Raw genomic sequence first — 18977 nt, 5'->3', positions numbered from 1 at the left:
ATACGCACGCACATACAGGCGTGTATACACTTGTATATTGACCGGACGGGCTATGATTCAGGGACTTGACCGCCCTGCCCCCGATGACCTCCCCAGACCTGCCCCTGTCCGCTGCCGACGATGCCCATCCGGCGCGCAAAGCCTCGATCTCGCGCGACGACCTGCTGGCCGCCGCGCTGGCCCTGATCGGCCCGCACCGCAGTGTCTCCACGCTGAGCCTGCGCGAAGTGGCCCGCGAGGCCGGCATCGCCCCGAATTCGTTCTACCGCCAGTTCCGCGACATGGACGAACTGACCGTGGCGCTGATCGATCTGTCCGGGCGTTCTCTCCGCACGATCATCGGCGAGGCGCGCCAGCGCGCGGCGTCGTCCGAGCGCAGCGTGATCCGGCTGTCGGTGGAGACCTTCTTCGAGCAGCTGCGCGCCGACCACAAGCTGCTGCACGTGCTGCTGCGCGAAGGCAGCGCCGGCTCGGACGCGTTCAAGCAGGCAGTGGATCGCGAACTGAACTACTTCGAAGACGAACTGCGGGTCGACCTGATCCGGCTGGCCGCCGCCGATGGCGGCGCGGTGCTGCACGAACCGGCGCTCGCGTCCAAGGCGATCACCCGGCTGGTGTTTGCCATGGGGGCCACCGCCGTGGACCAGCCGCAGGAAAAGGACGCCGAACTGATCGAGCAGCTGTCGCAGATGCTGCGCATGATCATCACCGGCGCGCGCACCATCGCCGGGAATCCGCCGACGCGTTGACCGGTGTCGGTCGACCCACGGCCAACCCCAACGTGAATGCCCCGGTAGGCGACCACCGTTGGTGGTCGCGCAACGTACCGACCAACGGTCGGTACCTACCGTTTGCCGAGTTTGTCGCCGAGGCGGTCCAGGCGGGCCGAGACCTCCTTCAATGCCAGGCTGCCCTTGCTGGACAGCCACGACAGTTCGTCCTCCATGAAACCGCGCTTGTCCTGCGCCTTCTCCGCGTCCGGCAGCGGCGGCAGGATGTGGGCGAAGTAGCTCTTGCCGAGCAACCGATGCAGCACCCGCTCGCCCGGGAACGGCTCGCCGTTGTTCAACGCCCGCGCCGCCTTGAGCAGGTTGCGCACGTCGTACTGCACCGGGCTGATGTCCGGCACCTGCTTGGCCAGCCCCAGCAGCGTGTACACCGCCACCCGCGCGGTACGCACCGAGCTTTCCATGGTGAAAATCACATCGTTGCGGGTTTCCACGAACTGGCCGAGCAGGCCCAGGTTGGTGCAGCCGGCCGGGACGACGTGCGGGCGATCGCCAGCGGCACGCGGCATGAACTGCGCGGTGATGTACGGCATCAGCGCCAGCCGGACCTTGGTGGCCTCGGCCACCACATCCAGCTGGTCGCCAATGCCCAGGTGGTGGCACAACTCGGCCAGGATCTCGCGACCGGTACAGGCCGGCATAGGCTTCTTGATGTGGTTGCCGTCCTGGTCCATCAGCAGTGCGTACACCCAGACCACCAGCACGTCGCGTGGCTGGTCGACGAAATGCGGCTGGCGGTTCACGGTGAAGCTGAGCACCCAGTTGGAGTCGGTGATGGTGATGACCCCGCCGGTGACGGTACGGCCCGAATACGGGTCGTTGACCGACAGCGCGGCGATCTTGTCCACCAACGGTGACGGACGGCAGGTGAGCGTGGCCGACTCCCACATGGAGCGGTCCACGTCGCCGTAGAACTTGTGCGGCTTGCCGAACACCGGCGACTGCCGCGCCAGGTTGCGCCACAACGACCAGTCGCTGTCTTCGCCCGGTTCGTGGCGATCACGCTGCAGCACCGGCGCGGTATCCATGTCGCCGTAGGCGGTGCCTTCGGTCATCGAACCGGTCAGGGCGAACACCAGGTCGCCCTCGCCCACCGCGATGCGGTCCTCGCGCCCGCCCACCTTGCAGCGGATCGCAGTGACGGTGCGTGCATCGCCGTCCACGGCCATTTCCAGGTCATGCACGCGCGTATCGAACTGGATCTGCACGCCCTGCGCACGCAGCATGCGCGCCAGCGGCACCACGAAACTCTCGTACTGGTTGTACTTGGGAAATACCAGCGCCGACATATCGTTGAGGCCGTCGATCGCGTCCAGGAAGCGGTGCATGTACAGCTTCATCTCCAGCAGGCTCTGCCAGTTCTCGAAGGCGAACATCGATCGCCAGAAGAACCAGAAATTGCTCTGCAGGAAGCCTTCGCTGAAGTAGTCCTCGATGGTCACATCGTCCAGCTCTTCCTTGCGCTTGAGCAGCAGTTTCACCAGTTCCCACTGCTGGCCACGGCTCAGGCCGAAGGTCGAGAAATCCTGGACCTTGCCCTGCTGGTGCAGCAGCCGCGCCTTGGACCAGTTCGGGTCGTGGTCGTTCACCGCGCGGTACTCGTCCAGCACGCTGAAGCCCTCGGGCAGTTCCAGCGCGGGCACATCCTGGAACAGGTCCCAGAAGTTGTCGTAGTTCCAGTTCATCTCGCGCCCGCCGCGCACCAGGTAACCCTGCTCGGGATTGCCTGCCCCATCGAGCGACCCGCCTTCGATGTCCAGGCTGTCGATCAGGGTGATGTTGGCCGCCGGCATGCCGCCATCGCGGATCAGGTAGAACGCCGCGGCGAGCCCGGCAATGCCGGTGCCGATGATGTACGCATGGCGCTGCGCGATGCCTTCCGTCGGCAGCGGGCGATTGCGCATGTAGGCGCCCATCGTGTCCGGCGGCGGCAGGGTGTTGAGCGGCTGGTTGGACCAGTAGGTGCCACTGCCGTCGGGCTCATGGTCGAACGTGGGCGACGTGGCGGGCGTAGCGGACTGCGCGGGCTGCTGGGTCATTGCACCTATCCTTCTGGTCTGCAGGGGTATCGCATGGCCGCTCGCGGCCTTGCGCCGACGGTAGCACCGCCGTGCTTTCCGTCAGGTTACGCCGCCGATCCCGCCGCGCCTTGATCGACATCAATACGCACGGCATCGCCTGCGTGCGAGCGAACGATGATGCGAGGCACCGCATCTCAACGCGGTTCGCAGACCGCCGCCACCGCACGTGACCGGCGTGAAGACCCGGGCTTCACGCGGCGCGCACCATACTTTGCCGAATGCTTTACATACGGAACGCCCATTCGTGAGCCGGCACACGGCGCTTGCGCGCGCAAAGAAAGGACTTCACTGCACCGCCCTGCTCCTGTGCAGCGGCGCGGCCATGGCCCAGTCGCCCATCGGCGAGACGGCCGTTCCGGCGCTGGACTGGCAGCAGTCGCAGCAGCGCCTGGAACAGGTGTCCGACGCACTGGCCGCCGCCGATGCCTCGGTGCGCAACAAGCAGGACCTGCAGGACGCCACCCGCCTGCTGCGCCTGCCGGAGATCACCGGTGAAGTGCGCCGCCTGCAGTTCCAGAAGACGCTGACCCTGCCCCTGGGCTCGCTGGCCCCGGTGGCCGAGGCGTTCGGCATCGAGTCGCCGTTGCAGTTCACCGAGCGCGACTGGCGCACCCGCCCGGTCGTCACCGCGGTGCTGCCGCTGTACACCGGCGGTTTGATCCCGGCTGCGCAGCAGGCCGCCGCCGGCGCCACCGCGCAGGCCAGCGCCGAACGCGAATCGCAGCGCCAGTCGTTGAGCGTGCAGCTGGCCCAGGCCTACTTCGGGCAGCGCCTGGCCGAGCAGGCCGTGGACGTGCGCCGTGACGTGCGCGACGGGCTGCAGCGCCACCTCGACGATGCACTGAAGCTGGAACGCGAAGGCTTCGCCACCCGCGCCCAGCGCCTGCAGGCCAACGTGGCCCGCGACAAGGCCGAGCGCGACTACCAGAAGTCGCTCAACGACCTGCAGACCCTGAAGGCCGCGCTGGCCACCCTGCTGCGCAGCGGGGGCGAAGTGCGCCCGCTGTCGCCGTTGTTCGTACATCGCACGCCGATCGGCGCGCTTCCCAGCTTCGAACGCGATGCGCAGGCCCGGCAGCCGCAGATCGCGCGGCTGCGCGCACTGGTAGCTCAGGCCGAGCAAGGCGTACGCGTGCAGCAGGCCAAGCTCAAGCCCACCGTGTATCTGTTTGGCCAGTACGACTTCCTGCGCCGCGACGAAATGCTGACCGACCCGGACTGGGCGTTCGGCATCGGCCTGAAGTACACCTTCCTGTCCCCCAGTTCACGCCCGGCGCAGATCAGCGCCGCGCGCGCGCAGCAGGAGCAGGCCGAGGCCGGCCTGCGCGAAGCGGAAAACCAGGTCACCCTGGGCGTGCGCAAGGCCTGGTACGAACTGGATACCGCACGCCAGCAGTTCCTGCTGCTGGACAGCAGCATCGAACAGAACCGCGAGAACCTGCGCCTGCAGGAGTTGGCGTTCCGCGAAGGCCAGGCCACCTCGCTGGACGTGATCGATGCGCGGCTGGGGCTGGGCGGTGCACAGGTGGAACGCGCACAGGCGGCGTACCAGTACGACGTGGCGCTGGCACAACTGCTGGAGATCAGTGGACAGATGGACCGTTATGACGAATTCCGCCGCCAGGCCGACGAGGTGATCGCGCATGAATGACACACTGCAGGCGCCCGCCGATGCGCCGCCGCCGAACAAGCGCAAACTCGGTATTGCCCTCGCGCTGGTGCTGGCGATCGTGGTGGTGGTTGGCCTGTGGCTGGCCTGGCGCAGCCCGGCCGAACAGCTGCAGGGCATGGCCGACGCCGACACCGTCAACGTGGCCGCCAAGATCACCGCACGTCTGGCCGCACTGAAGGTGCGCGAAGGCGACCGGGTCCAGGCCGGCCAGGTGCTGTTCGTGCTGGACAGCCCGGAAGTGGCCGCCAAGGAAGAACAGGCGCAAGGCGCGCTGGAGGCTGCCAGCGCCGTGGCCGACAAGGCCGATGCCGGCGCGCGCAGCGAAGACATCCGCGCCGCGCAGGCCAACTGGAAACGCGCTGAAGCCGGTGCCACGCTGGCCGATGCCACCTACCAGCGCGTGCAGAACCTGTTCAACGAAGGCGTGATGACCCGGCAGAAGCGCGACGAAGCGCTGGCCCAGGCACGCAGTTCGCGCGAGCTGTCCAATGCCGCCCGTGCGCAGTACGACCAGGCGCTGGCCGGCGCGCGCGAGCAGGACAAGCGTGCCGCACAGGGCCAGGTCCGCCAGGCACGCGGCGCAGTGGCCGAAGTGGATGCCGCGCGCGAGGAGGTCAACGGCCGCGCGCCGCTGGCCGGCGAGATCAACAAGCGCATGGCCGATGTGGGCGAACTGGTGCCGGCAGGCTACCCGGTGTTCACCCTGGTCGACATCGACCGCATGTGGGTATCGGTCAACCTGCGCGAATCGCAGATGCGGGGCCTGAAGATCGGCAACCGACTGCGCGGTCAGGTCCCCGCGCTGGATCGCGATGTCGAGTTCGAGGTGTACTTCATCAACCCGGCCGGCGATTACGCCACCTGGCGCGCTACCCGGCAGTCGTCGGGCTACGACGTGCGCAGTTTCGAGATCCGGCTGCGCCCGGTGGCGCGCGTGGAGGGCTTCCGCCCTGGCATGAGCGTGCTGTTCGCGTGGCCGCAGGGATGAACCGGTCGCGGCGGGCGGGCTTCGGCGCCGCCTTCCAACGCGAGCTGCAGCACCTGCGTAGCGACCGCGCCGACCTGCTGCTGGTGACACTGTTGCCGCTGCTGATGCTGGCGGTGATGGCCTGGTTGTTTGCCGCGTCGGTGATGCGCGACATCCCCATTGCCCTTGTCGACCTCGACCACAGTGCCGAGAGCCGCCTGCTGGCCCGCATGCTGGATGCCAGCCCGGGCATCGCCGTGGCCAGCCAACCGGCCAGCCTGGCCGATGCACAGGCCGAGCTGCGGCGGCTGGAGGTCTTTGCCGTGGTGCTGGTCCCCCGCGACGCCACCCGCCAGGCGCTGCGTGGCAGCCAGGGCACCGTGTTCGCCTACTACAACGCGACCTACCTCACCACCGGGCAGTCGGCGGTGCGCGATATCGTGGAAGCGGTCGGTGCCTGGAACGCGCGCCTGCTGACCGGCGGCATCGGCAAACAGGTCGGCCCGGCCAAACTGCGCGCGCCGCCCATCGCGGTGCAGTCGGACATCCTGCACAACCCGGCGCGCAGCTACGAACTGTTCCTGCTGCCCCTGCTGTTTCCGGCAGTGTTGTCGCTGGGCCTGGCGCTGGCGGTGGCCGCCAGCCTGGGCCGCGAGGTGCGCGACGGCCAGCTGCGTGCGTGGCTGGGCAGCACGCCCTGGGCGGCCATCGCCGGCAAGATCTGCCCCTATGTCGCGCTGTTCTCGGTGTATGGCGCACTCGGCGTGCTGTACCTGGCGCTGCTGCGCGGCGACGGCATCGCCGGCAGCCTGCTGTTGCTGATGCTGGGCCAGCCGCTGTTCTACCTCGCGTGCGCGGCGGTGGCGCTGCTGTTTGTGGGGCTCACCCGTGACATGGGCACCGCGCTGTCGGCCATCGGCTTGAGCATCGGCACCGCGCTGGCATTCTCCGGGGCCACCTTCCCGGTGGTGGATGCGCCGCTGTTCACCCGCATCTGGAACCTGCTGCTGCCGCTCACCGCCTACGTCAAGCTGCAGACGCAGCAGCAGTTTGTCGGCGCGCCGTGGACGGTATCGCTGTGGCCGTTGGCTACGCTGCTGCTGATGGTGCTGGTGGCCGGCGGCATCGGCGGCTGGCGCCTGATCGTCGCAGCGCGCGCCCTGCCCACGCCGGTGGCCTCCAACGGGGCGGCCGCATGAGCCGCTTCACCACCAGCCTGCGCCAGACCCTGCGTGCGGTGCTGACCGACCGCTATGCGGTGGTGCTGATGATTGGCGCGGTGGTGCTGTACTCGTTCTTCTACCCGGCCGCGTACCGCCACCAGGTGGCCAGCAACCTGCCCATCGTGGTGGTCGACCACGACCAGAGTGCCACCAGCCGCGAACTGCTGCGGCGCGTGGACGCGTTGCGTACCGTTCGCATCGTTGCCCAACCCGCCACCCTCGACCAGGCCCGCCACGCGCTCGAGCGTGGGGAGGCCGAAGGCATCCTGCTGATTCCCGCCCAACTGGAGCGCGACATCCTGCGCGGCGGCGCCGGTCACCTGGTGTTGATGGGTAACGGTGCCTACCTCGGCCGGGCCAGCTGGGTACTCGGTGGCGTGGCCGATGCACTGACCGCGTTCGCGCGCGAAACAGCGGTCTCGCAGGCCGCCTTCATGGGCGCCCCGCAGCCACCGCCGATCACCCTGGTGCAGCGGCCGCTGTTCAACACGCTGGAAGGCTACGGCAGCGCCATCGTGCCCGGTGTGGCCGAATTGATCGTGCACCAGACGCTGTTGATGGGCATTGGCGTGCTGCTGGGTACGCGGCGTCGGGCACTCGGCCGGCGCCTGCGCTTCGACCTGCCCACCCTGGCCGGCATGGCGCTTGGCTTCGGCATCATCGGCCTGCTGGGCCTGCTCTACTACGCTGGCTTCACCGCGTGGGTGCAGGACTATCCGCGCGGCGGAAATCCGCTCGGGCAATTGCTGGGCGGGACGTTGTTCATTGCCGCCACGGTGGCGTTCGGCCTGTTCGTCGGCAGCTTCTTCGCCACCCGCGAACGCGCCTTCCAGGTGGTGATCGCCTGCTCGATCCCGCTGTTCTTCCTGGCCAACCTGTCCTGGCCCGCGGTTACCTCGCCGCCAGCGCTGGTCGCCTTGGCACACCTGCTGCCCACCACCACCGGCATCAACCTGATGGTGCGCCTGAACCAGATGGATGCCCGCCTGGGCGAGGTCAGCCATGAGCTGTGGACGCTGGCCGCGTTGCTGGTGCTCTACGGTGCGCTTGCCGTGTGGCGGCTGGGCGCGCGCCGGCGCACGCCCTGAGTCAGCGCGAAGCGTCCGGCGCGTACCAGAACGGAATGCGGAACTCGCGGTGGCGCATGGCGCCCCGCTCGGGCCCGCCGGCATTCCAGACCAGCCGCAGGTCGTGGCGGCCGGGTGACAACGCCGACAGCGGCAGGTAGCCGACCAGGCCCCGCATTTCCAGGTCGCGCCGCTCCATTGCCACGAATCCGTCCAACGCGACCGGCGTGCCATCCAGGGTGACCGCCCAGAAGCGCGCCACGCACTGCACCGCCGCCGTTTCAGCCGCCGGCCCGCGCAGCCGGTTCTCGCCGCCGGGCAGTGCGCCGCACAGCCGCCGTGCCAGTTCATTGTCACGCTGCGGCTGGTGCGGAATGAACACCCGCAGCAGCGCACCCTCCACCACGTCGGTGGGAATCATCGGGTAGCGCAGCAGGCGATCGTGGTCGGCACGCAGCGACTCGTAATGCGCACTGACCATGCCCTCGTCCACCGCTTCGGTGGTGATGACCTCATAGCGGTTGAACAGCGAGAACTTGGCCGAGCTGATCGCCTGCAACCCACCGATGGACATCGCCACCATCACCGCGACGAAGTACGCCACCATGAAATTGCGGGCGTAGCGGTTGCTCTGCAGGGTCAACTGCACCGGCAGCAGCAGGCGCATCGGGATCAACCACTGGTTGAAGGCAAGCACGCGATGGGTGATCCGTTCCAGCCCCGGGCTGGCCACGCCGCGCAGGTGCCGGCGCGCGATCACTTTCTCGAGTACCAGGGGCACGCAGTTGCTCAGCACCAGGACGGTGAAGAACAGCCCGGCGATGATCAGCATGAAGCGGTCGGCATTCCCGAACAGCGCGCCGATGGCGCCGGCGACGGCGAACAGCAGAACCGCGCCCGCGCCGATCAGCACCATGGTCAGGGCGAACAGCAGGGTGGCCGAAAACAGCGTGGACGCGGCGCGGTCGGCGTTGGCGATCACCCCGTCCAGACTACCCACGCGTGCCTGGTAGAACACCCGCGACACCCGCCCCATGAGCGGTATCCGTTCCCAGCGGATTCCGTCGGGGAAGTGGACCTTCAACCCGATCAGGCCCACCCAGTACCCGCGGATGGCGAGGTGTGCGATGAGCGCTACCGCCACCACGTAGCACAGGCCCACGCTGGTGCTGAAGCCAAACCACAACGCGTAGCCGTAGACGCCCTCGGTATGCACGGTACTGGTGGCCCACGCCTCGAAGATGCGCCCCGGCACGGCCAACAGCGCGAACGCCAACAGGCCCGAAATGAACAGCTCCAGCTCATCGGTGCGTTCGCGCAGGCGTGCGAAGCGTCCCTCGTGGTCCGGCGCCGTTGGCGGGTGGCCGGGGGTACTGCCAGGCTCCAATGCTTCGCTCACGGGCAGCTCGTGCTGGGGTGTGTTGCCGGAGTATACGGCCGGTCCCCGAGGTTGCCACTGGCCCGGACACGAAAATGCCGGCCCCCAGTGGCCGGCATCGTGTCATCGCTACAGGGGGCGCAGAATCAGCGGTACTGACGCTCGCAGCGGCGCTCGACCACGCGGTCGCCGTTCTTCTGCTGGCTGCGTCCCTGGATGTTACGGCCTGCAGCGCCACCCGCGACGGCACCGGCCACCGTCGCCAGCTTCTTGCCGTTGCCACCGCCCACCTGGTTGCCCAGCAGGCCACCCACCACCGCACCCGTGGCGGTACCGGCGATACGATTGGGGTCCTTGGCGTTGCGCTGCACTTCCACGTTCTTGCAGACCACCTTGCTGCCGTCGTTGAAACGGCGGCCTTCGTCCTTCGGACCATAGGTCTGCGCAGCGGCGCCGAACGAAGCGGCCACCAGCGCGCCCATGCACATCACACGTTGAATCGTCTTCACGTTCGTCTCCTCATTCGCAGGACATGGGGCCAGCCTGCGCCCGTTGGCTGCAACCGGCAGTGAAAACATGTCGAGGCCACGTCAATGTCGTGATTGTGTTCAGGCGGCGGACACCTGCGGGCGATGCGGCGCGGCGTCGACGCAGGCGTGTCCAACGGCCCGGTATGATCCGGCGTGACCCTCTCACCCACGCCGTGGTGGACCTCCATGCGCTGCACTGGAAAACCATCTTTTGCTGCCAGCCCGTGGGTAGCGCGATGAGATCCCCCTCGCTGCTTATCGACGGCAGCGCGATACACGACATCGCCAGCTTCTATGCCGAGATCAACCGCGTGTTCATGGCCGACGAAGACTGGCAGCTCGGGCCCAGCCTGGACGCGCTGGATGACCTGCTGTACGGCGGCTACGGCGCAATGGCCGGGCATGCGGCAGTGAGCGTGCACTGGAAAGACATCGCACACAGCCGTGTGGCACTCGGCGAGGCAGCAACGCGCGTCTGGCTGCAGGAAAAACGCGCGCGCCCCGGTACCTTCAATATCCGTGCTATCGATGCCCAGCTCGAAGCGTTGGAGCGCGGCCAGGGGCAGACCTACTTCGACATCGTGATGGACATCTTCGCCGCGCATCCCAACGTGCGGCTGACCTCCTGAGGGGACACGCATACTGCGAACATGACGGCCGCGTTGCCCGGCGCGACACAGAAGGATCATTTCTGCCTTGCGCGTCTGGCCAGGTCTTCCACACCGCGCACAAGCGACACCGCTGAGACCGCTGAGACCGCGCGGGAGTCTCCGCTTGACGACGCAGCTTCTGGCGCGTGGAACGTGTATGCGTACATCGAGGAGTACGCGTTGATCACCTGCACCGCGACCCAGGCACTGCAAGCGGATTCGGAAGCCCGGCGCGTGCCCTCACGATAGTTCGGCGACTGAAGAGCAGCATTGAGGTATGCAGGGAAGGCCGTACTCCCGCCCCCGGACGCATCACCGTCAAGCCCGCTGTAATGGGAAAGATCCTCACTCGGCGACCATCGCATTTGCCGGTCGTGGGTCAGACCCGCCGGAGAGATCATGCCCAGGACACATGCAAACACAGCCGTGCTTGTCAGTGCGCGTAGCCATTGCTTCACGGTGGTACCTCGCCTTGATGCATCCATGTCGGCCGTGGGTGGGCGTGCGTGTGCGGTGGTCATTGCAGCTACCCGTCTACGCGGATCCGATCAGGGCGCTTCGCCATAGAACGTGATTCCTGCTGGGCACAAGCTCGGACACAATTTCGTTGAATACGCTGGGCGGGTCCGAGAGCGCATCGATCCGCAGCGTAAATCCCTGCCCCTCCTCCGCCTCGTAGGAAATCAATTCGGCAATGGCGCCGGAGGCACACTGCATTCCGATCGATCGCCATGGCCCCAGACCGGGTTCATTGCCCCGGACCAGATCGCAGCCAAAGTAGCCGGTCACATCCGCGTCCGTGATGGAGAGCTTGGCCACCTCAACATAGGACCCACCCGGCCAGCGCATGCCGCTCATAAGCGGCAGCAGGGTCTTCTTGGCATCGCGCATAGGGCTTCCTGGCATCCGTCGGAGGGTGTCACGTTACACTTGGCGTCACGCCGACGAAGGGCTTCCCCCTCGATCGCACCCACCAGATCCATGGTCAATCCCACCCGGTTCCCGCGCAGCGCCACCAGGGTACCGATTCTCCCCGTGAGCACCCGGATTGACCGCCAGTTTCGTAAGGACGTTTCTTGCAAACCACTGATTCGACAATGAAATCCAAGGACAGCAAGGGGGCCGCGGAACATACCCCCTGATGAAGCAGTTCTTCGCCGCAAAGTCCGAGTACCCGGACCTGCTGCTGTTCTTCCGCATGGGCGATTTCTACGAGCTGTTCTACGACGACGCGCGCAAGGCCGCGCGCCTGCTGGACATCACCCTTACCCAGCGCGGCAGCTCCGGCGGCGCGCCGATCCCGATGGCCGGCGTGCCGGTGCATGCCTATGAAGGCTACCTGGCCCGGCTGGTGGCCTTGGGCGAATCGGTGGCGATCTGCGAGCAGATCGGCGACCCGGCCCTGGCCAAGGGCCTGGTGGAACGCAAGGTGGTGCGCATCGTCACCCCCGGCACGGTCACCGACGAAGCGCTGCTGGACGAGCGCCGCGACACCCTGCTGATGGCGCTGTCGCGCGGCAAGCACGGCTATGGCCTGGCCTGGGCCGACCTGGCCGGTGGCCGCTTCCTGGTGAACGAGGTGGATTCGGAAGACGCGCTGGAGGCCGAGCTGGCCCGGCTGGAGCCGGCCGAGCTGCTGGTGCCCGATGAAGAAAACTGGCCCGAGTTCCTCAAGCACCGCAACGGCATCCGCCGTCGCGCGCCGTGGCTGTTCGACGCCGACAGCGGCCGCCGCCAGCTGTTGGCGTTCTTCAAACTGCACGACCTGACCGGCTTCGGCATCGACGACAAGCCGCGCGCCACCGCCGCGGCCGGCGCGCTGCTGGGCTATGTCGAAGAGACCCAGAAACAGCGCCTGCCCCACCTGACCGCGATCGCCACCGAGACGGCCAGCGAGGCCATCGCGATGAACGCGGCGACGCGCCGTCACCTGGAACTGGACACGCGGGTAGACGGCGATACCCGCAACACCCTGCTCGGCGTGCTCGACACCACGGTGACCCCGATGGGCGGGCGCCTGCTGCGGCGCTGGCTGCACCGCCCGCTGCGGCTGCGCGAGGTGCTGGTGCACCGCCACGATGCGGTGGCCACGCTGATCGACCGCGGTGCCGAGGGCGACATCCGCGATGCCTTCCGGGCGCTCGGCGACCTGGAGCGCATCCTCACCCGCGTGGCGCTGCGTTCGGCGCGCCCGCGCGATTTTTCCACCCTGCGCGATGGCCTGGGCCTGCTGCCCGAGGTCCGCGCGGTACTGGCGCCGCTGGATTCGCCGCGCCTGGTGGCGCTGCATGCAGCGCTGGGTGAGCACGACGAATGCGCGCACCTGCTGGCCAGCGCGATCGCGCCGACGCCCCCGATGAAGCTGAGCGATGGCGGCGTGATCGCCGAAGGCTTCGATGCAGAGCTGGACGAACTGCGCCGCCTGTCCACCCATGCCGACCAGTTCCTGATCGACCTGGAGCAGCGCGAGCGCATCAGCAGCGGCATCGCCACGCTGAAGGTCGGCTACAACCGCGTGCACGGGTACTACATTGAAATCAGCAAGGGCCAGAGCGACAAGGCGCCGGTGCACTACACCCGCCGCCAGACCCTGACCAATGCCGAGCGCTACATCACCGAAGAGCTGAAGTCGTTCGAGGACAAGGTACTGTCCGCGCGCGAGCGGTCGCTGTCGCGCGAGAAGGTGTTGTACGAGCAGTTGCTGGACACGCTGGGCGGGCAGTTGGAGCCGCTCAAGCAGTGCGCCGGTGCCTTGAGCGAGCTGGACGTGCTGGCCGGTTTCGCCGAGCGCGCCCAGGCGCTGGACTGGGCGCGCCCGGAACTGGAAACCGCACCGTGCCTGCGCATCGAGCGTGGCCGCCACCCGGTGGTGGAAGCGGTGCGCGAGCAGCCGTTCGAACCCAACGACCTGGACCTGCACCCGGACCGCCGCATGCTGGTGATCACCGGCCCGAACATGGGCGGTAAATCCACCTACATGCGCCAGAACGCGCTGATCGTGCTGCTGGCCCACATCGGCAGCTTCGTGCCGGCCAGCCGCGCGGTGATCGGCCCGATCGACCGCATCCTGACCCGCATCGGTGCCGGCGACGACCTCGCGCGCGGGCAGTCGACGTTCATGGTGGAAATGGCCGAAACCAGCTACATCCTGCACCACGCCAGCGCCCACTCGCTGGTGTTGATGGACGAGATCGGTCGCGGCACGTCCACCTACGACGGCCTGGCCCTGGCCGACGCGGTGGCGCGCCACCTCGCCTACCAGAACCGCTGCTACACGCTGTTTGCCACCCATTACTTCGAGTTGACCGCACTGGCCGACGAGCAGCACGAAGGCGGCACCAGCGGTATCGCCAACGTGCATCTGGATGCAGTGGAGCATGGCGACGCGCTGGTGTTCATGCATGCGGTGAAGGACGGCCCGGCCAACCGCAGTTTCGGCCTGCAGGTAGCCGCGCTGGCCGGACTGCCGAAATCCACGGTGGCCCAGGCCCGCCGGCGTCTGGCCGAACTGGAGCAGCGTGGCGGGGAAAGCCACGTCGCCACGGTCACCCCGCAGGCCTTGGATGCACCGCAGCAGTTCGGCCTGTTCAACGCGCCCAACACCGCCGCGCAGGACGCGCTGGCCGCGATCGACCCCGACGAGCTCACCCCCAAGCAGGCGTTGGAAGCGCTGTACCGGTTGAAGGCGCTGGTCTGACCGGCGCCCGGCACGACCAACGGTCGTGCCCTACCGGGCGATGCGAGGACGCCCACGCGCCCACGCAGTGGCACCCGACCGTCGGTCGGGCTGGCCACGACGAACCCAACGACGCCACCCATCGGACAGCCCCGGTAGTGCCGGCCGCTGGCCGGCTCCACGCACCCCCACCGCAGCACGACCAACGGCCGTGCCCTACCGGGTGATAACCGGGCACCGCCCACGGAACACCACAACGGGGGCGACCGACCATTGGTCGGACGGCCCCCCACACCGGTGGCACCCGACCGTTGGTCGGGTGGCCTCTTCCCCCGGTAGCACCCGACCGTTGGTCGGGTGGGCCCTTCGCATCCCCGTAGTAAATCCGGCGGTATGCTCGGGCGGTCCGCCACCTGCCTGGAGTCCGTCGTGAACAACGCATCGCTTGCTGCTTCCCTCTTCCAACAACTGCAGCAGGGCCAAGGCCTGCAGCAGGTGTCCCAGCAGTTGGGCATCGAACCTGCCCAGGCCAGCAGCGCCGTCGGCGCCGCGCTGCCGCTGCTGCTAGGCGCGATGGGCCGCAACGCCCAGCAACCGCAGGGCGCCGACGCCCTGCTTGGCGCACTGCAGCGCGATCACGCGCCGGCCGCCGGGGGTGGCTTCGATCTGGGCGGCCTGCTCGGCAGCGTGCTGGGCGGCGGCGGTGGCAACGCCACCAACGGGGCCGGCATCCTCGGCCATGTGTTTGGCGGCAACAGCGACCGCGCCGCGCAGGGCCTGAGCCAGGCCACCGGGCTGGACAGCAGCAAGACCAGCCAGCTGCTCGCCATCCTCGCCCCGATCGTCATGTCCTACCTGGCGCAGCGCTTCGCCAACGGCGGCAACGCCGGCCAGCTCAGCCAGGCGCTCGGCCAGGAAGCGGAAGCGGCCAGCAGTGGCGGCCTGCTCACCTCGGTGCTGGACCAGGACGGCGATGGCCAGCTGGGAATTGGGGATCTGCTCAAGCTGGGGGGCGGGTTGCTCGGCAAGCGGTGATGTCCGATTGACCATAGGGTGCTGGGAGCCGGCCAGCGGCCGGCACTACCGGCGGGCCGCTTTGGTATAGGCCTGTCCTATCGCTTTGGTTGATTCGTTCGAATTTACCGAATGCCTGAACGTGCTTAACGTAGAGGCATTCCCGCAGGAGATCCTCGGATGCATCGATTGACCCCATCGCGCACGCGCGTCCAATCCATGCCCATCGACCGTGCCGGATGCTCCTCGCCCTGAGCGAAGCGCTCTTTCCGATTGCCCTGCCCAACCGCGGCAGGTGCCCACATTCGCAAGTACACAGGTAGCGACCCATGAAAAGCGAAGCCAAGTGCCCGTTCAACCACGCCCTCGTCGGCGATGCCACCACCAACCGCGACTGGTGGCCCAAGCAGCTGCGCGTGGACCTGCTCAACCAGCATTCCAACCGTTCCACCCCGCTCGATGACGGCTTTGACTACGCCACCGCGTTCAAGGGGCTGGACTACGCCGCGCTCAAAGCCGACCTCACCGCACTGATGACCGACTCGCAGGAGTGGTGGCCGGCCGACTTCGGCCATTACGGCGGCCTGTTCGTGCGCATGGCCTGGCACAGCGCCGGCACCTACCGCATCGGCGACGGGCGCGGCGGCGGCGGTCGCGGCCAGCAGCGCTTCGCCCCGCTCAACAGCTGGCCGGACAACGTCAGCCTGGACAAGGCACGCCGCCTGCTGTGGCCGATCAAGCAAAAGTATGGCCAAGCCATCTCCTGGGCTGACCTGCTGATCCTCACCGGCAACGTCGCGCTGGAATCGATGGGCTTCAAGACGCTGGGCTTCGCTGGTGGCCGCCCCGATACCTGGGAACCGGACCAGGACGTGTACTGGGGCCGCGAAACCACCTGGCTTGGCGGCGACGTGCGTTATGCGCATGGCTCCGAGGGCGTGCAGGAAGACCACGGCGTGCTGGTGTCCGATGACGACGCCGACGGCGACGTGCACTCGCGCGACCTGGAGAACCCGCTGGCGGCCGTGCAGATGGGCCTGATCTACGTGAACCCGGAAGGCCCGGACGGCAATCCTGATCCGCTCAAGGCCGCCTTCGACATCCGCGACACGTTCGGGCGCATGGCCATGGACGACGAGGAAACCGTTGCCCTGATCGCCGGCGGCCACAGCTTCGGCAAAACCCACGGCGCCGGTCCGGCCGACAACGTCGATGTAGAACCGGAAGCGGCGGGCCTGGAGAGCCAGGGCCTGGGCTGGGCCAACAGATTCGGCACCGGCAAGGGCGGCGACACCATCACCAGCGGCCTGGAAGTGACCTGGACGCGCACCCCGGCGCAGTGGAGCCACGACTTCTTCGAGATCCTGTTCGGCCACGAGTGGGAACTGACCAAGAGCCCGGCAGGTGCCCATCAGTGGGTGGCCAAGGACAGCGAGGCGATCATTCCCGACGCGCATGATCCGTCGAAGAAGCATCGCCCGACCATGCTCACCACCGACCTGTCGCTGCGCGTGGACCCGGCCTACGAGAAGATCTCGCGCCGCTTCCTGGCCGAGCCGCAGGCCTTCGCCGACGCCTTCGCACGCGCCTGGTTCAAGCTGACCCATCGCGACATGGGCCCGCGCTCGCGCTACCTGGGCCCGGAGATCCCGGCCGAGGAATTCATCTGGCAGGATCCGGTGCCCGCAGCGACACGGCCGTTGATCGACGCCCAGGACATCGCCGGCTTGAAGCAACAGATCGCCAGCGCCGGGTTGAGCGTGGCCGAGCTGGTGTCCACCGCGTGGGCGTCGGCATCAACCTTCCGCGGCTCGGACAAGCGTGGTGGTGCCAACGGCGCGCGCATCCGCCTGGCCCCGCAGAAAGACTGGGCGGTGAACCAGCCGCAGCAGCTGGCCAAGGTGCTGGCCGCGCTGGAGAAGATCCAGTCGGGCTTCAACGGCAGCGGCAGCAAGCAGGTATCGCTGGCCGACCTGATCGTGCTGGCCGGCGGCGTGGGTGTTGAACAGGCGGCCAAGGCCGGTGGCCACGACATCAGCGTGCCGTTCACGCCCGGCCGCACCGATGCCAGCCAGGAACAGACCGACGTGGACTCGTTCGCGGTGCTGGAACCGTATGCCGACGGCTTCCGCAATTACCTCAAGGGCCGTTACAGCGTGCCCGCCGAGGTGCTGCTGATCGACAAGGCGCAGCTGCTCACGCTGACCGCGCCGGAGCTGACCGCGCTGGTCGGCGGGCTGCGCGTGCTCGGTGCCAACGTCGATGGCAATGCGCAGGGTGTACTGACCGATCGCCCGGGCACGTTGAGCAACGATTTCTTTGTCAATCTGCTGGACATGCGCACGCAGTGGAAGGCCGCTGGCGGTGGCTATGAAAGCAGCGGCGCCAAGCGCTGGACCGGCAGCCGGGCTGACCTGGTGTTCGGGTCCAACTCGGTGCTGCGTGCCCTGGCCGAGGTGTACGCCAGTGCCGACGGCGAGAAGAAGCTGGTCCAGGATTTCGTTGCCGCCTGGACGCGGGTGATGGAACTGGATCGCTACGACCTGCACGCTTGAGTGATCCAGGGGACCGACCTGCGGGTCGGTCCCTTCAAGCGTCCGTCGACATGCAATGCCACGGCCTGCAGCCGCATGCGGGTATCAGCGGCCGGCAGCGCGCAGACGTTTGAGGATCGGCGCGAACTGTGGGCTTTCGGTGCGCATGGGCGTAGGCACCTTGCCCGCCTCCACGTCACGCCAGTACGACGCCGGCAGTGCGGCGTCGCCCAGTTCGTAGTCCATGCCATCCCACGCGTCTTCGCGGAAGGCGTAGAACGCCCAATGCACCTTCTGTGCCTCGAGCACGCGCAGGACATCGTCCAGATAGGCCGGGCAATCCGGCCAACGGCGCATGCAGCCGAACTCACCGACCACCATCTGGCTTCGCGCCACGCCATGCTCGTCGGCCCACGCCAGGGGCTGCTGCAGATAGCTGGCCACGCGCGTTGCATTCCACTGCGTCTTGCCCGGGCCGAACGGCACCACGGCCGGATACCGATACGGCGTGGCCCGCTTCTGGTTGGGGGCGCTGGTGGCCGCATACGGCTCATACATGTGCACGCTGTACAGCAGATGCGGATCTTTCAGCGGCGCGGGCCAGTACGCCAGCGCGTCCGCCGCGGCATACCAGCCCGGGTCCAGCATCAACGGCATCTCGGCATCGACCTCGCGCACGGCCGCGATCAAGCCGGTGTAGAAGCGTGGCAGATCACGCGGCCCGTCCTTCACGGTGGCATACCACGCGCGCATCGCGGCCGGGTCGGCATGCTCGCGCAGCGGGGTGCCGTACTCCGGGGCGGGCTCGTTGATCAGGTTGTACGCCACCAGCGCCGGGTGCCCGTGCAGCGCACGCGCGAGGTCGCGCCAGAACGCCTGCGCGGGCCGATGGTTGTCGAACGACTGCCAGAGCCGCTGGTCGACCACCCCGCCGTTCTTCTGCTTCCAGCGCAGCAGCGGCAGCGACAAGGGCACCAGCACCACCTTGATGCCGGCGGCATCGGCATCGTCGAGCACCCGGCGCAGGGTGGCGACGTCGGCCGGCACCAAGCCCTGGTAGCGATCGGCATTGCCCATCAGGAAATCGCGGCCGCCGGCCGAACGCCACTTGTCCGGTGTCAGCCGTACCCAGGTGGCGCCGGTGGCACGTAGCGCATCGAAATAGGCGCGGTCCGGTGGCTGTTCGTTGAAGCTGTTGCCGCCGCGCTGCGGCTGGCTCCAGAAAGTGTTGACGGCGGCCTGCGCGCTGAAAGCGAACAGGCATAGCAGCATGCAGCAAAGGCGAATCGACAGCGGGCGCATGGGCGCACCTCCTTGAGCGAAGCGGCAGCCTGACGCATGCCCATGGACCACACCGTGACTAAGGCCCTGTTTCCGGCATCAATAGTCACAATGCG

13 protein-coding genes and 1 pseudogene are annotated in these 18977 nt (G+C 67.7%); 9 read left to right on the top strand and 5 right to left on the bottom strand.

What is annotated here, in order from left to right; genetic code table 11:
• Positions 1-83: 83 nt before the first annotated feature.
• Positions 84-749: an HTH-type transcriptional repressor FabR gene (gene fabR / locus ACZ0AE_RS05965; RefSeq protein ID WP_038692404.1), complete on the top strand. Its 666-nt coding sequence runs from the start codon at positions 84-86 to the stop codon at positions 747-749.
• A 95-nt stretch (positions 750-844) separates the two neighbouring features.
• On the opposite strand, the gene ACZ0AE_RS05960 is transcribed toward fabR, so the two are convergent.
• Positions 845-2827, bottom strand: coding sequence for an oleate hydratase (locus ACZ0AE_RS05960; RefSeq protein ID WP_447592594.1), 1983 nt, complete (start codon positions 2825-2827; stop codon positions 845-847).
• A 364-nt stretch (positions 2828-3191) separates the two neighbouring features.
• On the opposite strand from ACZ0AE_RS05960, the gene ACZ0AE_RS05955 reads away from it, so the two are divergent.
• The 4 genes from ACZ0AE_RS05955 to ACZ0AE_RS05940 are packed head-to-tail and all read left to right on the top strand — an operon-like array spanning position 3192 to position 7819.
• A complete protein-coding gene (locus tag ACZ0AE_RS05955) occupies positions 3192-4520 on the top strand; it encodes a TolC family protein (RefSeq protein WP_463600623.1) in 1329 nt (442 codons plus the stop codon).
• The gene (locus ACZ0AE_RS05950) at positions 4513-5529 is read left to right on the top strand and encodes an HlyD family secretion protein (protein WP_038689594.1); all 1017 of its coding nucleotides are present in this window, start codon (positions 4513-4515) and stop codon (positions 5527-5529) included. Before ACZ0AE_RS05955 ends, ACZ0AE_RS05950 begins: the two co-directional genes overlap by 8 nt.
• Complete coding sequence (locus ACZ0AE_RS05945; RefSeq protein ID WP_463600622.1) at positions 5526-6707, top strand: ABC transporter permease; 1182 nt, start codon at positions 5526-5528, stop codon at positions 6705-6707. The genes ACZ0AE_RS05950 and ACZ0AE_RS05945 overlap by 4 nt, the downstream gene beginning before the upstream one ends.
• Positions 6704-7819 (top strand): ABC transporter permease, encoded by a 1116-nt coding sequence (locus tag ACZ0AE_RS05940; protein ID WP_463600621.1) that lies wholly within the window; start codon positions 6704-6706, stop codon positions 7817-7819. Before ACZ0AE_RS05945 ends, ACZ0AE_RS05940 begins: the two co-directional genes overlap by 4 nt.
• 1 nt (position 7820) lies before the next feature.
• Here ACZ0AE_RS05940 and ACZ0AE_RS05935 read toward each other — a convergent pair whose 3' ends face one another.
• Both ACZ0AE_RS05935 and ACZ0AE_RS05930 read right to left on the bottom strand, forming a co-directional pair.
• Positions 7821-9197 carry a hypothetical protein gene (locus tag ACZ0AE_RS05935; RefSeq protein ID WP_448133261.1) on the bottom strand — a complete coding sequence of 459 codons (1377 nt, stop codon included), beginning with the start codon at positions 9195-9197 and terminating at the stop codon, positions 7821-7823.
• Positions 9198-9322: 125 nt separating this feature from the next.
• Positions 9323-9664 carry a glycine zipper 2TM domain-containing protein gene (locus tag ACZ0AE_RS05930; protein WP_463602066.1) on the bottom strand — a complete coding sequence of 114 codons (342 nt, stop codon included), beginning with the start codon at positions 9662-9664 and terminating at the stop codon, positions 9323-9325.
• Between the two features lie 278 nt (positions 9665-9942).
• On the opposite strand from ACZ0AE_RS05930, the gene ACZ0AE_RS05925 reads away from it, so the two are divergent.
• The gene (locus ACZ0AE_RS05925) at positions 9943-10335 is read left to right on the top strand and encodes a barstar family protein (protein ID WP_463600620.1); all 393 of its coding nucleotides are present in this window, start codon (positions 9943-9945) and stop codon (positions 10333-10335) included.
• A 555-nt stretch (positions 10336-10890) separates the two neighbouring features.
• On the opposite strand, the gene ACZ0AE_RS05920 is transcribed toward ACZ0AE_RS05925, so the two are convergent.
• A complete protein-coding gene (locus tag ACZ0AE_RS05920; RefSeq protein ID WP_463600619.1) occupies positions 10891-11247 on the bottom strand; it encodes a hypothetical protein in 357 nt (118 codons plus the stop codon).
• A 206-nt stretch (positions 11248-11453) separates the two neighbouring features.
• Here ACZ0AE_RS05920 and mutS point away from each other — a divergent pair.
• The 3 genes and pseudogenes from mutS (at position 11454) to katG (ending at position 17601) form a co-directional block, all read left to right on the top strand.
• Positions 11454-14053 (top strand): annotated as a pseudogene (gene mutS / locus ACZ0AE_RS05915) (DNA mismatch repair protein MutS).
• 372 nt (positions 14054-14425) lie between these two features.
• Positions 14426-15067 (top strand): DUF937 domain-containing protein, encoded by a 642-nt coding sequence (locus ACZ0AE_RS05910; RefSeq protein ID WP_137188936.1) that lies wholly within the window; start codon positions 14426-14428, stop codon positions 15065-15067.
• A gap of 308 nt (positions 15068-15375) precedes the next feature.
• The gene (gene katG, locus ACZ0AE_RS05905; protein ID WP_463600618.1) at positions 15376-17601 is read left to right on the top strand and encodes a catalase/peroxidase HPI; all 2226 of its coding nucleotides are present in this window, start codon (positions 15376-15378) and stop codon (positions 17599-17601) included.
• A gap of 84 nt (positions 17602-17685) precedes the next feature.
• Here katG and ACZ0AE_RS05900 read toward each other — a convergent pair whose 3' ends face one another.
• Complete coding sequence (locus ACZ0AE_RS05900; protein ID WP_463600617.1) at positions 17686-18882, bottom strand: glycoside hydrolase family 5 protein; 1197 nt, start codon at positions 18880-18882, stop codon at positions 17686-17688.
• Positions 18883-18977: the final 95 nt, after the last annotated feature.

The sequence above is a fragment of the Stenotrophomonas sp. AC248 genome (assembly GCF_979258185.1).
The sequence above is the reverse complement of the archived record's forward strand: the minus strand, read 5'-3'. Positions and strand labels throughout refer to the sequence as shown.

Excerpts from the sequence above, each read along its gene's own strand:
- ACZ0AE_RS05945 (WP_463600622.1), top strand. The coding sequence starts at position 5,526 with ATGAACCGGTCGCGGCGGGCGGGCTTCGGCGCCGCCTTCCAACGCGAG.
- ACZ0AE_RS05920 (WP_463600619.1), bottom strand. The coding sequence starts at position 11,247 with ATGCGCGATGCCAAGAAGACCCTGCTGCCGCTTATGAGCGGCATGCGC.
- ACZ0AE_RS05950 (WP_038689594.1), top strand. The coding sequence starts at position 4,513 with ATGAATGACACACTGCAGGCGCCCGCCGATGCGCCGCCGCCGAACAAG.
- ACZ0AE_RS05960 (WP_447592594.1), bottom strand. The coding sequence starts at position 2,827 with ATGACCCAGCAGCCCGCGCAGTCCGCTACGCCCGCCACGTCGCCCACG.
- ACZ0AE_RS05930 (WP_463602066.1), bottom strand. The coding sequence starts at position 9,664 with ATGTGCATGGGCGCGCTGGTGGCCGCTTCGTTCGGCGCCGCTGCGCAG.
- ACZ0AE_RS05900 (WP_463600617.1), bottom strand. The coding sequence starts at position 18,882 with ATGCGCCCGCTGTCGATTCGCCTTTGCTGCATGCTGCTATGCCTGTTC.
- ACZ0AE_RS05940 (WP_463600621.1), top strand. The coding sequence starts at position 6,704 with ATGAGCCGCTTCACCACCAGCCTGCGCCAGACCCTGCGTGCGGTGCTG.
- katG (WP_463600618.1), top strand. The coding sequence starts at position 15,376 with ATGAAAAGCGAAGCCAAGTGCCCGTTCAACCACGCCCTCGTCGGCGAT.
- ACZ0AE_RS05925 (WP_463600620.1), top strand. The coding sequence starts at position 9,943 with ATGAGATCCCCCTCGCTGCTTATCGACGGCAGCGCGATACACGACATC.
- fabR (WP_038692404.1), top strand. The coding sequence starts at position 84 with ATGACCTCCCCAGACCTGCCCCTGTCCGCTGCCGACGATGCCCATCCG.
- ACZ0AE_RS05910 (WP_137188936.1), top strand. The coding sequence starts at position 14,426 with ATGCTCGGGCGGTCCGCCACCTGCCTGGAGTCCGTCGTGAACAACGCA.
- ACZ0AE_RS05955 (WP_463600623.1), top strand. The coding sequence starts at position 3,192 with ATGGCCCAGTCGCCCATCGGCGAGACGGCCGTTCCGGCGCTGGACTGG.